Here is a 13682-nt window from a genome sequence, read left to right as displayed (position 1 = left end):
CAAAATTATTATTTTCAAAACCTTTGCTTAGAAAACCTTCTTTAAAATTGAGTGTATCCAAAACTTGTGCATTTGATGAAAACGCTAACAGTAAAGCTAAAAACAAGAGATCAACTTTTATTTGATGTTCTTTTTATAGAATAAAATTACAAATTAAACTTTAACTCCTATAAATAATCTCGTAAAACCTCCAAACATTATTCTTACCAAGAAGTAAAGACTTGTTTTTGTGAAAGACCATTAAGCTCCTCTAATTGAGTTAAAAAGAACTTCCAACTCAGTTTCTATTTCTTTTAATTATCAGAATATTAAAAAAAAAAAACAATGATTTTCAAATGAAAAGTTACAAGTCCATGTCATCATCGGACACAGCCGTCCCGTCACTCATCAGATAAGCCTTTAGGAAAGGCGTAATATCACCATTCATTACCCCATCAACATCCGAAGTTTCGTGACCAGACCTTACATCTTTTACTAATTTATAAGGATGCATCACATAATTTCTAATCTGACTTCCCCATTCGATTTTCATTTTGTTGGCTTCAATCTCATTACGAGCTCTCATTCTTTCTTCTAATTCCATCTCATACAATCTAGACTTCAAAAGCTGCATTGCCTTCTCTTTGTTCTGAAGCTGAGACCTAGACTCAGAGTTCTCAATGATGATCCCCGTTGGAGCGTGCCGAAGTCTAACTGCGGTTTCCACTTTGTTAACGTTCTGCCCTCCTGCTCCTGATGACCTCATGGTTTCAAATGAAATATCCGCAGGATTAATATTAATCTCAATCGTATCATCCACCAAAGGATAAACATAGACCGACACAAAACTCGTATGACGTTTCGCATTACTATCAAAAGGCGAAATTCTCACCAAACGATGAACTCCGTTTTCTCCCTTCAAATAACCAAAAGCATACTCTCCGTCAATTTCTAAAGTCACGGTTTTAACACCAGCGACATCTCCTTCTTGATAATTGAGTTCTCTCAATTTATATCCATTTTTTTCGGCCCACATCGAGTACATTCTCATCAACATACTTGCCCAATCACAAGACTCAGTCCCTCCTGCTCCCGCTGTGATCTGAAGCACCGCAGACAACTCATCACCTTCATTAGAAAGCATATTTTTGAATTCTAAATTCTCAATTTTCTCTAACAAATTTGGGAACTGTTCATCAAGCTCAGCTTCGGAATCGGCATCCTCTTTTGCAAATTCCTGAAGAACTTGCAAATCCTGGAATTGAGAAAAAATTTCTTCATAATCCTCTACCCACTTCTTTTTGGAACGAAGTTGTTTAAGAAAAGACTCGGCTTCTTTGGGATTGTCCCAAAATTCGGGAGCAGCAGTTCTCTCATCATCATTGGTAATCTCAATTTTCTTTTTTTCGATTTGCAAATAACGATGAAGGTCTGCGATACGATTTTGTACTTCTTTGAATTGGTCTGATGTAATCAAAATACAGTTTTTTTGGTCTGCAAAAATACGGAAATTTAGTGATTTGTATCAGTTACATCATTTTTAAAAAAAATGTACCTTTGCGGAACGATAACATTAAGGAGAAATTAAGACTAAATAGTGTATTTAATTTCGATATAATTTTTTTTTTCGTATTTTTGCCCACAGTTTTTTAGAGAAATTGATGAAAAATGACTAATGTATTTGATAACATACTAGGACTTATCGGGAACACTCCCTTGGTCAGGCTTAATAAGGTTACAAAAGAAATCCCTGCAAAAGTCTATGCCAAGTTAGAGTGCGCCAATCCAGGTCATTCCACTAAAGATAGAATTGCACTTCATATTATTGAAAGTGCAGAAAAGAAAGGATTATTAAAAGAAGGCAGTGTTATAGTGGAAACAACTTCAGGGAACACAGGTTTCTCTGTTGCAATGGTATCTATCGTCAAAGGTTACCAATGTATCCTTGCCGTTAGTGATAAGACCAAACCAGAAAAGATTGCTTACCTTAAAGCTTTAGGTGCAAAAGTATATGTTTGCCCTGCCAACGTACCTGCAGACGATCCGAGATCTTATTACGAGGTCGCAAAAAAAATTGCTGCAGAAACTCCTAATTCCATCTATATTAACCAGTATTTTAACGAGTTAAATATTGATGCCCATTACCAAACTACTGGTCCAGAAATCTGGGAACAGACAGAAGGTAAAGTCACTCACTTATTTGCTTGCACTGGAACTGGAGGAACTCTTTCTGGCTCTGCGAAGTTTCTTAAAGAGAAAAATCCAAATGTGAAAATCATCGGTGTTGATGCGGAAGGATCCATCCTAAAAACATATCACGAAACTGGCGCTATCAACAAAGACGATATCAAACCTTACCAAATCGAAGGAATGGGTAAAAATCTTATCCCATCTGCACTTCTTTTTGATAAAGTAGACCAATTTGTTAGAGTTAATGACGAAATGTCCGCGTATAGAACTAGAGAAATAGCTTTGAAAGAAGCAATAATGGGTGGTTACACAACAGGAGCTGTAACTCAAGCATTAATTCAATATGCTCAGAATAACAATTTAACTTCAGAAGATGTAATTGTTCTAATTTTCCCAGATCACGGTTCAAGATATATAACCAAAGTATATAGCGACCAGTGGATGGCAGAACAAGGATTCGTTAACAATTGCGTTCATAATTATGATGAAGTTTTCAAGCCAGAATTCATCAAATAAATTTTGAAATAATCACAGCATTAATCATACAAAACCCTTCTTTGAAGGGTTTTTTTATTAGACATAATTTAATTAACTTTGTGACCTTGTAAATAACGAAAAAACTATAATATATGGTAGATATTTTTGAAAGAATCAAAGTCAATCCAGGACCATTGGGTCAGTTTGCTGATTACGGCGAGGGATATTTTATTTTCCCTAGATTAGAAGGACCTATCGGCCCGAGAATGAAGTTTCAAGGAAAAGATGTGGTCTTCTGGAGTGCTAACGATTATTTAGGACTTTGTAACCATCCAGAAGTATTAGAAGCAGATGCAAAAGCTGCTGCAGAATACGGCATGTTCTATCCAATGGGAGCAAGAGCAATGTCTGGAGAAACCGAGCAACATTTGGAGCTAGAAAAGCAATTGGCTGAATTTGTTCAGAAAGAATCTGCATATTTATTGAATTTTGGTTACCAAGGAATGGTATCTGCCATTGATGCTTTGGTAAGCAGACATGATGTTATCGTCTACGATGGTGACTCTCACGCATGTATCGTTGATGGAGTAAGACTTCACATGGGAAAAAGCTTCATGTATCGTCATAACGACATTGCTAGTTTGGAAAAAAACCTTGCTAGAGCTACTAAAGTTGCCGAAGAACAAGGCGGTGGAATCTTGGTTATTACTGAAGGAGTTTTCGGAATGAGAGGTCAACAAGGTAAATTGAAAGAAATTACTGACCTAAAATCTAAGTTTAAATTCCGTCTTCTAGTTGATGATGCTCATGGATTCGGTACTCTTGGTGCAACAGGAGCTGGAGCTGGTGAAGAGCAAGGATGTCAAGATAAGATTGATGTATATTTCTCTACTTTCGCTAAATCTATGGCTGGTTTTGGAGCATTTTTAGCAGGAGATAAAGAAATCATTCGTTATTTGAAATTCAACTTACGTTCTCAGATTTTTGCAAAATCTTTGACTATGCCAATGGTAATTGGTGGATTGAAGAGATTAGAGCTTTTAAAAACGAGACCTGAAATCAAGGCAAAACTATGGGAAAACGTTCATAAGTTGCAAAATGGGCTTCAAGAAAGAGGATTTGACCTTGGAAACACCAACACTTGTGTAACTCCAGTGATGATGAAAGGATCCCCTGTTGAAGCAACTCTATTAGTGAAAGATCTTAGAGAGAATTTTGGAATCTTTACTTCTGTAGTTGTATATCCAGTTATTCCAAAAGGAATGATCTTACTAAGATTAATCCCAACAGCTTCTCACACTGATGCCGAAATTAACGAAACACTAGCTGCTTTTGAAGCGATTCATGACAAATTAGTTAATGGACACTACAGAGACCAAGCTGAGCAATTTTTGAAGGAAAACAACCTTTCTTTTAAGCCATTATAATCAATCAAAAAATTAAAGGTTTAAAAGCCTCTAATTGATTAAAAATAATCGAAACCGGAATGTAATTGCATTTCGGTTTTTTTATTGCACAAAAAAAAATCGGGCCAAGTGAGAACATGACCCGATAAAAAAAAACACAAATGATGAAAAAAATTCTGCTGAGAAATTTTATTCGGGTCAAATGTATGACAGTTGACAAACTGATGTCAAGTAATTGGATACTCACATACACTCACAAGGCTTTGCGAGGAGCTTTTTTCTAAAGTTCGTTGAAAAAAGTGTACAAACTAGCAGAATTTAGATTGTCCAAACTCAATTTTTTCTTCAAGCGATACTTCTTACTTTCGACAGATTTGATGGTAGTATTGGTATAAGTTGCAATCTCTTTGGTCGAATAATTTAGTCTAAGGTACATTGCAAACTTAACTTCAGACTCGGAAAGCTGCGGAGTCAGAGACCACAATTTATTATAGAGATTAGGATACAGCTCTGCAAACTTGATATAAAAGGCGCTCTCATTAACTTGAGAAAGTTCAATTAAATCCAGGAGTTCCTCATTGGAGACATTATCTTTGGAAGAAGTTGGTGAATTATTCTGAGTCTCCTTTTTTTCGGGCACTTCAAAAGCAACCTCCTCTTGATAAACCTTTTCGGAAAAACTCTTCTTCACAAATCTGTAGATAATAAAAGAAATAACGGATACCAAAATTATAATCAAAGAAAATACCTCCCAAAAGGTTAACCAAGTTTTGGATTCCTCTTCGTCATCTTCATAATTTTTGATCACAACCGAAGCTTTAGCCTTTTGAAAACTAATCTTATCACCAATAACCTTGTACTCCAAGAGATAATCTGCAGAGGCTTTTGGATTATTGAGATCATTATACGAAGTGGCAACAGCTGGCAAAATAGTATATCGACTTTCCATTGCTCTATATTGCTCACAAATAGACAGATATTGTTGATAAATCCCCAAAGCTTCCTTCGCTTTTTTCTGCTTCCCAAACATATAACCTTTGGCTCTTAGATAGTAGATCATCAAATAAGAATCCTTAGAACGTTGAAAAATACTCTTGGTCAATGCCAAATACTTTTCTGTATTTTCATAATCATCGCGACTAAGATATATTTCCGAGATAATATGTGCAGCCTTACCATAGATGAAATAATAATAATCGTCAACAATCTTTGCATTCTTCATTTGATGCAAAATCTTGAGACCACTCTCAATCATTTCATTATCCTTATCCTTTAAATCTAAATCAATAATTTGAGTATACTCGTAAAGACTTTTAACGTAAATCTTAAGATTGGGATCGGAAATATTCTCTGAAATGCTGAACAGTCGCATTTTCTCAGTTTGATAATTCTTCAAGCTACCGGTTTGCCAATATAGTAGACATTTATAAAAAGACAAAACACCCATTTTATAAGAATTCTCCTCCAAAAGTGGCTCTAACTTGTATATTAGAACTGCAAGCTTCTCAAGATCAAATTGTCTATAATAGCTTTTTACTCTACTTAGATACTCGGAAGTAATTTGGTCATTAGATGTCATCCCTCCCAACATCAAAGTCTGTTGTGAATCTGAAAACTTAAAAAAATAATTAATCGAAGCGGTCTGCGCTGATATAATATTTGTTAAGAAAAACAGAAATAAAAATATAGAAATTAATTGCTTCATAAAATATCTAAACTACAAAAATAGCCTTCAAAAATATAAAAAATATAATAATCTCAGATTATTAATATAATAGAAATAAAATATTGAACAAATCACAATTGATATCCTAAAAGAACAAAATGACTCCAAATAAAGAAAGAACAAAAAAAAATCCTTCAATCTTTAAAAAAATTGAAGGATTTACTTTGTAAAGGAGCGTTTATAAAAACTTATTCACACAGAATTATTCCTTTGTTATTGCTAAATTCTATTACTCCGCTTTTCATTTTGAAGGAGAAAATACTTTCCTTATCCTTTTCCTTCGTAAAGTTCTTTTCATATACCTCATCAATAGAATTAGCATATACTTTCAACTTTCCACCAGTAAGTGACGCAACGATAGCCGTGTGATCTTTCATGATATGAAAATCACCATTTTTACCAGGAAGCAAAACAGATTTCACTTCACCATCAAAAACAACTTTATCGGGAGTTAAAATTTTTATATTCATTTATTTTAGATTTGAAGATTTCAGATTTCAGATTTCAGACGACAATAATGTCTCACGTCTGAAATCTTATATCTTATAGTCTAATTAAGCGTTTTCAGCTAACATTTTCTCACCAGCTTCGATTGCTTCCTCGATCGTTCCTTTCAAGTTGAAAGCAGCTTCTGGGAAACGGTCTAACTCACCATCGATAATCATGTTAAATCCTTTGATGGTATCTTTGATATCTACCAAAGCACCAGGAATACCTGTAAATTGTTCTGCTACGTGGAAAGGTTGAGATAAGAATCTCTGAACTTTTCTTGCACGATATACAACCAATTTATCTTCTTCTGAAAGCTCTTCCATACCCAAAATAGCGATAATATCTTGAAGCGCTTTATATCTCTGAAGAATTTCTTTTACTCTTTGAGCACAATCATAATGCTCGTTTCCTAAAATCTCAGGAGTCAAGATTCTTGAAGTAGATGCCAATGGATCTACCGCTGGATAAATACCCAAAGAAGCAATTTTTCTATCCAATACTGTTGTAGCATCTAAGTGAGCAAACGTTGTAGCAGGAGCCGGATCCGTTAAGTCATCCGCAGGTACATATACTGCCTGTACAGATGTAATTGATCCATTTTTAGTTGAAGTAATTCTTTCCTGCATCGCACCCATCTCAGAAGCCAAGGTTGGTTGATAACCTACCGCAGAAGGCATACGTCCAAGAAGTGCAGACACCTCAGAACCAGCCTGTGTAAAACGGAAGATATTGTCAACGAAAAACAATACATCTCTTCCTTGTCCTGCTCCATCTCCATCACGGAAATATTCAGCGATTGTCAATCCAGAAAGTGCAACTCTTGCTCTTGCTCCAGGAGGTTCGTTCATCTGTCCGAAAACGAAAGTACATTTAGAATCTTTCATTTCTTCTAAATCAACTTTAGAAAGATCCCATCCGCCTTCTTCCATAGAATGCATGAATCCTTCACCATATTTAATAATTCCTGACTCTAACATCTCTCTCAAAAGGTCGTTTCCTTCACGAGTTCTCTCTCCTACTCCTGCGAATACAGAAAGTCCACCGTGTCCTTTTGCGATGTTATTAATCAATTCCTGAATCAATACTGTTTTACCAACTCCAGCACCACCAAACAATCCAATTTTACCTCCTTTTGCATAAGGCTCGATCAGGTCGATTACTTTAATACCAGTAAAAAGTACTTCAGCTGAAGTAGAAAGTTGATCAAATTTCGGTGCTTCTCTGTGGATAGGAAGACCAGTTCCTGACTCAACATTTGGAAGTCCATCAATTGCGCTACCAACTACGTTGAAAAGACGTCCATAGACAGCTTCTCCTGTTGGCATTGTAATTTGATTTCCGTAACCAACTGCTTCGTTACCTCTCTGTAATCCATCAGTTGCATCCATTGCGATACATCTTACTGTATCTTCACCAATGTGTTGTTCTACTTCTAAAACAATCTTATCACCGTTGGTTTTGGTCACTACTAATGCATCATAAATCTTTGGAAGTTCTTCTACTTCTGCAAAAACGACGTCGATTACAGGACCGATAATCTGAGAAATTTTCCCTTTTATTTGGTTTGCCATTGCTAAATTTTTTCGTTTTGCAAATATAAGGAAAGTCTGCAAATTAGCAATTAGACGTTGAAGATTTTTGTCATATTTTTCCACGTTACTGTTGGTTATAAGTCCAAAGAGGTCAATCCAACTCTTTAAGTAAGGTCTTCTTCACCATATTTTGATTAATTTCACCTTATATAATATATGTGGAGAAGCAATTGAATCATTTCAATTCTATTCCCTATTTTTGCCTACAAAATTTTTCGATTTTGAAAATCATCAAAAATCTAGACCTATATTCCGAAAGAAATCCATTGGCCTTATCGATTGGTATGTTCGATGGAGTACATCTTGGACATCAAAGCATCATCACGCATCTTAATCAAATTGCTAAGGAAAAGAATTTGCAATCTGCAATATTTACCTTCTGGCCACATCCTAGATTAGTTTTTAACCCAAATGATGATCTCAAATTATTGAACACTTTGGAAGAAAAGTCTGAAATTTTAGAAAACTCTGGAATACAGAATTTATTTCTAAAAGAATTTGATGAAGCGTTTCGGAATCTTACTGGAGAAGAATTTGTGAAACAAATACTGATTGACAAACTCCATGTAAAACACCTTATCGTAGGTCATGACCACGTTTTTGGAAAAAATAAAAGCGGAAATTACGATCTTCTTGTTGAGATGTCTCAATCTTATGATTTTGAAGTTCAAGAAATGAACGCCTTAAATCTTAATGGTAACATTATTTCCTCAACCAAAATAAGGAATGCCTTATTTGAAGGTAAAACTAAGGAAGCCAATGAAATGCTGGGTTACCACTACCCTGTCTCTGGAAAGGTTGTTCATGGAAAAAAATTAGGTCGTACGATAGGATTTCCAACAGCCAATATCGAAACTGAAAACTACAAATTACTTCCTAAAAAAGGGGCTTATATTGTGGAGGTTGTTGTAAGGGGAAGCAGCTATAAAGGCATGCTGAGTATTGGGACTAATCCTACAGTTGGAGGAAATTCTTTAACTGTGGAAGTCAATATTTTGGATTTTGACCAGGATATTTATGATGAGACCATCACCGTCCATTTCCGTGATTTTTTACACCCCGAAATCAAATTTGAAAGTCTTGAAAAGTTGATTGAAAAACTACAAGAAGACGAAAGGCTGACGAGAGAACTTTTGTTTTAAAAGCTTACATTAACACCCAACACTACGTGTAATGGTAGCAATCTTTGAGTATATACACTCTCACTTACATTAGAAATCGAATATCTTTGTATACTATCTGAGTTGAGCAAGTTATTAGCTTTGACAAATAGATCCATTTTATATTTCAATATTCGATAGTCTAATTTTATATCTAAAAACTGCGTCGTTTTTTGAGGAGTATTGCCAAAATTATAGTATTCAAAATTAGTTTGTAATTGAAAAACCTTTGTGAAGTTATAATACAGGTTAGCAAAGCCCTTCTGATCTAGGTAATTGTTTTGATTAACATCTGAGTCAATAATATTATAAGTCCAATTATATCCTAATTCATAGTTAAACTTTTTTAGCCATCCTGATTTCATTTCAAAACCTATTTTGTAATTAGAAAACTTAGTTCTAATCAAACTTTGATTGTTGACACTATTCTCATATTCGGATATCATAAGATTTCCGAGAAGACTAAATCGAGATTTTATAAATTTAAGATATCTCTTTAATTCAAAGTTTCCAAAATAAGAGTTACTTCCTTCAACTAAAATATTTTGATTAAAGCTATAATTAGGATTTACAATTACATTATTTGAGATATATCTTTCACTATAACTATAATTAATACTCAGACTAAAACCTTTTGATAATTGTTCTCCTTTGGTATAAGAAAATCCTAAACCCAAATCTGGCAACATTTGAAATCCAAATGTACTTTCATTAAAATTACGATCCCCTTGATATATATAATTAATTAGAAGATTATTAATGGAGACAGGAGAAAATCTTCTATTAACCGATAATGAAAAATTACCAGTTTTTCTATTTTCATAACTAAAATTAATGTCTGGTGAGATGTAAAATCCCGATTCTTGACTTTGATTAAAAGTTGATGTTACAAATTCCGATAAAACCCTAAGATTTGTTTTCCATTTTTTCCATTTATTTCCCCACTTCAACTCAGAAAAAACCGAATTTTGATCGAGAGCCATATTATTGACAAAATCAGTCTGATCGAAAGCAATCATCTGATTATTATCATCATAAAGATTAATCGCAGAATACAAATAATCATTTCTAAATTGATCCCCTATTTGCAACTCAAATCGATGATCTTCATTATACTTTTTAAGGTAGGATAATTTTGCGCCGCCAAACTTCATTTTAGAATCAATGACTTGATTAATTCTTTGAGCATTAGAATTTCCTGTCAGGTATTGAAAAACATCATTTTCATCTGTGAAATTGTATGGCCTATCTTGATAAATAAATTTCATCACACCAACTACCGCACGCGAAGAATCAATCTTTTTTGTATAGACTAACTTACTTTCAGAAGCAAAAAGACGATTGCTTCCCTGTTGAAAATTAAGCAAATCATTAAACATAAACTCATTATCATTATGTTCTTTAAGAGAAGATATCTTATTATAGATTTGCAAATTAGCTTTGCTCTTGAATTCTTTGATGATCTCTACCTTCCCAACAATATTTTGATTGTTTTGTTTCCACGTTTTGTTTTCAACATTGGTGAAACTAACATTGTCATAATGATAACTGTAGATGCTATTAACATAATTACGGTTCTCTGTCTCATTAAAAATAGTTACCAACTTCAACTTCCAATCTCCTTTGAAATTATAAATGTAATTGAGTGAACCCAGCTTATCATTATTAAAATTAGTACGGTTCTCACCAAACATATAATTCTTCTGATGTAGGTTAACTATCGATAAAGTAGAAAGATTACGTCCTACATTCTCAACTTCTTGATCAGAATTGGGTGCTATCAAATACTCTACGCCTTTCATCTCGTTTAACCCAAGATTATTGGCGTTAAGCAAAAAATACACTTTCTTCCTTTTGGAAAAATTCATGATATTGACCTTACCCTGATGCATGTTTTCTTTATAAGAAGTAGAAGCCAACAACAAATTACCAAACCATTTCCCTTTAGCATCCTCCTTCAAAGTTAGGTTAATTGCTATTTTCTCAGAATCTTCTATTCCTTTGAGTAACCTATTTTTAGAATATTTCTTAAGGACTTGCACTTTGTCAATTGCCTTAGAAGACATGTTCTGCGTTAGTGTCTGATATCCACGCTCGAACAAATCGTCATTCTCCACCATTACGCGATCAACTTCTTGATTTCCTATTTTGATTTTGCCATCACTATCAACCTTTAACCCAGGAAGTTTTTTAAGAATATCCTCGACACTCATTTCTGTACCGTTCGCAAATTTTACAACATCATACTCTATTGTATCTTTGGCAAAACGGATTGGACTTTGACGGGTGACCACAATTTCTTTGATTTCGGTCTCTTTAAAAGCCGTAAGCACAATCTTACCTAGATCAATCATTTTATTCTTTTGATCGATCACCACTTCGATATCTTGAGAATGATAATTAAGGAAGGAAATCTTCAATTGAAACTTGCCTACTTTGTCCGTAGAAACGAAAAAACTTCCGGTTTTATCAGAAAAACCGAAAGTTTCAATTTCATTTTTCGGATTATGCAAAACGACATTGGCTCTCACCAAAGGCTTTTCTACATCCGATAATACAATTCCTTTAATCTCCGTTTGTGCAGAGATTTTGATAAAAAATATTAGGAATAGTATACATAATTGTTTCATCTAAGAATTTTGATTACTTAGATTCCCACTCAAACTTTGATTCTATATCATTATCCCTAGGTTCAGAAATAATCTTTGAATTACTTCCAACTGGTTGCTCAGCGAGAATCCTCTTCACTGCATCCTCAAAAAAAACATTTTCTTTCACAATATAATCTCTGTAAGGCAGGGCAGTAGCCTCATCATTCGTAAAATACTCTCTGAGTTGCTCCGGAACACTTCCTTCGAAATTTGTAACCACTTTCATAGCATAAAATCGGTAGCTATTAGTATCGTCACTAACTTCCAACACAAGACCTGGTAACCCTTTAAATTTCCAAGGCCCTTCGCTAACAGGAACTGAAGACGTATACCAAGCGGAGTATTTCCTACCCCTAAACTCCACCACTGCTTTTCTACAAGAATAGCCTAGAACCAATTTTTCTTCAGAAATCAACTTCCAACTCATTTTCACACTATCTTTAGCTAAAAGTGTTAATTTGGGACCCTTAAATTTATGTTCAAAAAAAACATGTTCATCTGGTAAATACTTAATTCTTGTTCTAGATTTTTCAAACTGATATTTTTCCATTGATTTTTCATAACCTTCCAAATGAAGCTCTTCAGCATTGTTAAAATAGTAGCTATCGTCTCGTAAAACAATCAAATATTGAGTTTGTACATCTGGATCAATGTTACCAAACATTACCTTGTACTCTACCATAATATTAATTTGCTGTGAGAAAAACAAACAGCTTGTTAACAAAAAAAATAGAAGAAGTTTTTTTCTCATAAAAAATCCCATTACCCTCTAGTTAAAATCAGTGGTCTTCGCTAAATCAACTTTCCTTAACACCATTCTTACACCAGGCGAATCACAAATAGAACCACTTACGGTTTCTTCAGTTACAACAGAATACAACTTTACACCGTTCCAATAATAATTTGTAGTAACTGTAGCTGTACAAGTTCCTGCTACTTTAGTAAAACTAAGCTCTGATTTTTGATTTAATTCCTTGTTAGCCCAACTCGTACCTGACACACCAACTGTTAATAACAGTCCTAAAACTAATTTTTTCATGTTTTTTTTTAATTTAAATGTTAAACGTAAATTTTTGTTATTAGTTTGTTGCGCAATTACAATAACACAGTAAAGCAAAAAAAAAAAACAATATATACAAATATAGAAGAATAAATTTATCGAAAAATATATTATGTTAATAAAAAATTATCACATTTGTAAAATAATAACTAAAAAAGTTGTTATTTATCTATTTTCTTTCCCACTCAAACTTTGATTCGATGTCATTACCACGCATCCCTTTCACTACAACGGAATTACTTCCAATTGGCGATTCTGACTTTAACATTGCTTCAACATCTTTAAAGAAATCATTCTCCTTTTGGATATATTTTCGATAAGGAATTGCCTTCTCTTCATTATCTACAAAGTATTTTTGTAATTCATCTGGAACCTTTCCTTGAAAATTAATTACAACATCTATTGCGTAAAATTTGAAAAAATTGGTATCATCAACCACTTCCAACACTAATCCTGGTAGCCCTTTGAATTTCCAAGGACCATCGCTAATCGGAATTTCTGTTGTATACCAAATGGTATACTTTCTACCTCTAAATTGCGTTCTTGCCTTTTTACAATTAAATTGCAATATTCTCCTCTCCTCAGGAAGTAATTGATACTTCATCTCAATACTATCCTTGGTTAGTTCTGTCAATTTAGGGCCTCGAAATTTGTAGTCATAAAAAACATTCGAACTCCTATCAAACTTTAAGCGAGTGCTAGAATTTTTAAGGAAATAGTTTTGCATCGATTTTTCGTAGCCATCCTGATTATATTCATCTCCATTATTAAAGTAATAACTAGTATCTGAATTAGCAACCAAATATCTAGTTAAAACAATAGGATTATAATTATCTATGATTGTCTTATACTCAACACGCACATTTGCTTGTTGAGCATACAAAACTTCACTCAGAAAAACCAATACATATACCAATACCCTTATCATACGAAAATAATATATATATAC

General features: G+C 33.9%; 11 protein-coding genes. 3 read left to right on the top strand and 8 right to left on the bottom strand.

From position 1 onward, the window contains the following. Positions 1-343: 343 nt before the first annotated feature. Positions 344-1456 (bottom strand): peptide chain release factor 2, encoded by a 1113-nt coding sequence (gene prfB, locus AC4AGG_RS07225; protein WP_489771319.1) that lies wholly within the window; start codon positions 1454-1456, stop codon positions 344-346. Positions 1457-1647: 191 nt separating this feature from the next. Between prfB and AC4AGG_RS07220 the strand changes: the two genes are divergently transcribed. Both AC4AGG_RS07220 and AC4AGG_RS07215 read left to right on the top strand, forming a co-directional pair. Next, the gene (locus AC4AGG_RS07220) at positions 1648-2685 is read left to right on the top strand and encodes a PLP-dependent cysteine synthase family protein (RefSeq protein ID WP_489771318.1); all 1038 of its coding nucleotides are present in this window, start codon (positions 1648-1650) and stop codon (positions 2683-2685) included. Between the two features lie 113 nt (positions 2686-2798). Beyond that, the gene (locus tag AC4AGG_RS07215) at positions 2799-4073 is read left to right on the top strand and encodes an aminotransferase class I/II-fold pyridoxal phosphate-dependent enzyme (RefSeq protein ID WP_489771317.1); all 1275 of its coding nucleotides are present in this window, start codon (positions 2799-2801) and stop codon (positions 4071-4073) included. A 259-nt stretch (positions 4074-4332) separates the two neighbouring features. On the opposite strand, the gene AC4AGG_RS07210 is transcribed toward AC4AGG_RS07215, so the two are convergent. From AC4AGG_RS07210 to atpD, 3 genes are all read right to left on the bottom strand, one after another. After that, complete coding sequence (locus tag AC4AGG_RS07210) at positions 4333-5757, bottom strand: helix-turn-helix transcriptional regulator (RefSeq protein WP_489771316.1); 1425 nt, start codon at positions 5755-5757, stop codon at positions 4333-4335. A 209-nt stretch (positions 5758-5966) separates the two neighbouring features. Beyond that, entirely contained in the window at positions 5967-6248 is a 282-nt protein-coding gene (locus AC4AGG_RS07205) for a FoF1 ATP synthase subunit delta/epsilon (RefSeq protein WP_489771315.1), read from the bottom strand. Between the two features lie 84 nt (positions 6249-6332). Next, entirely contained in the window at positions 6333-7841 is a 1509-nt protein-coding gene (gene atpD / locus AC4AGG_RS07200) for a F0F1 ATP synthase subunit beta (RefSeq protein WP_489771314.1), read from the bottom strand. Positions 7842-8083: 242 nt separating this feature from the next. Between atpD and AC4AGG_RS07195 the strand changes: the two genes are divergently transcribed. Beyond that, a complete protein-coding gene (locus AC4AGG_RS07195) occupies positions 8084-9004 on the top strand; it encodes a bifunctional riboflavin kinase/FAD synthetase (RefSeq protein ID WP_489771313.1) in 921 nt (306 codons plus the stop codon). On the opposite strand, the gene AC4AGG_RS07190 is transcribed toward AC4AGG_RS07195, so the two are convergent. The 4 genes from AC4AGG_RS07190 to AC4AGG_RS07175 all read right to left on the bottom strand — a co-directional run bounded on the left by AC4AGG_RS07190 (position 9001) and on the right by AC4AGG_RS07175 (position 13661). Beyond that, positions 9001-11652, bottom strand: a complete 2652-nt coding sequence (locus AC4AGG_RS07190; RefSeq protein ID WP_489771312.1) for a hypothetical protein — start codon at positions 11650-11652, stop codon at positions 9001-9003. The two genes, AC4AGG_RS07195 and AC4AGG_RS07190, sit on opposite strands and share 4 nt — an antisense overlap. Positions 11653-11665: 13 nt before the next feature. Further along, positions 11666-12424 (bottom strand): GLPGLI family protein, encoded by a 759-nt coding sequence (locus AC4AGG_RS07185; RefSeq protein ID WP_489771311.1) that lies wholly within the window; start codon positions 12422-12424, stop codon positions 11666-11668. A gap of 18 nt (positions 12425-12442) precedes the next feature. Then, entirely contained in the window at positions 12443-12712 is a 270-nt protein-coding gene (locus AC4AGG_RS07180; protein ID WP_489771310.1) for a hypothetical protein, read from the bottom strand. 190 nt (positions 12713-12902) lie between these two features. Continuing rightward, positions 12903-13661, bottom strand: coding sequence for a GLPGLI family protein (locus tag AC4AGG_RS07175; RefSeq protein ID WP_489771309.1), 759 nt, complete (start codon positions 13659-13661; stop codon positions 12903-12905). Positions 13662-13682: the final 21 nt, after the last annotated feature.

It is taken from the genome of Chryseobacterium sp. CG10_8 (assembly GCF_058117085.1).
Note: the sequence above shows the minus strand (reverse complement) of the source record. Positions and strands in the feature narration are given on the sequence as shown.

Coding starts and splice junctions, on each gene's coding strand:
- AC4AGG_RS07220 (WP_489771318.1), top strand. CDS start 1,648: ATGACTAATGTATTTGATAACATACTAGGACTTATCGGGAACACTCCC.
- AC4AGG_RS07215 (WP_489771317.1), top strand. CDS start 2,799: ATGGTAGATATTTTTGAAAGAATCAAAGTCAATCCAGGACCATTGGGT.
- AC4AGG_RS07210 (WP_489771316.1), bottom strand. CDS start 5,757: ATGAAGCAATTAATTTCTATATTTTTATTTCTGTTTTTCTTAACAAAT.
- AC4AGG_RS07205 (WP_489771315.1), bottom strand. CDS start 6,248: ATGAATATAAAAATTTTAACTCCCGATAAAGTTGTTTTTGATGGTGAA.
- atpD (WP_489771314.1), bottom strand. CDS start 7,841: ATGGCAAACCAAATAAAAGGGAAAATTTCTCAGATTATCGGTCCTGTA.
- AC4AGG_RS07190 (WP_489771312.1), bottom strand. CDS start 11,652: ATGAAACAATTATGTATACTATTCCTAATATTTTTTATCAAAATCTCT.
- AC4AGG_RS07185 (WP_489771311.1), bottom strand. CDS start 12,424: ATGAGAAAAAAACTTCTTCTATTTTTTTTGTTAACAAGCTGTTTGTTT.
- AC4AGG_RS07180 (WP_489771310.1), bottom strand. CDS start 12,712: ATGAAAAAATTAGTTTTAGGACTGTTATTAACAGTTGGTGTGTCAGGT.
- AC4AGG_RS07175 (WP_489771309.1), bottom strand. CDS start 13,661: ATGATAAGGGTATTGGTATATGTATTGGTTTTTCTGAGTGAAGTTTTG.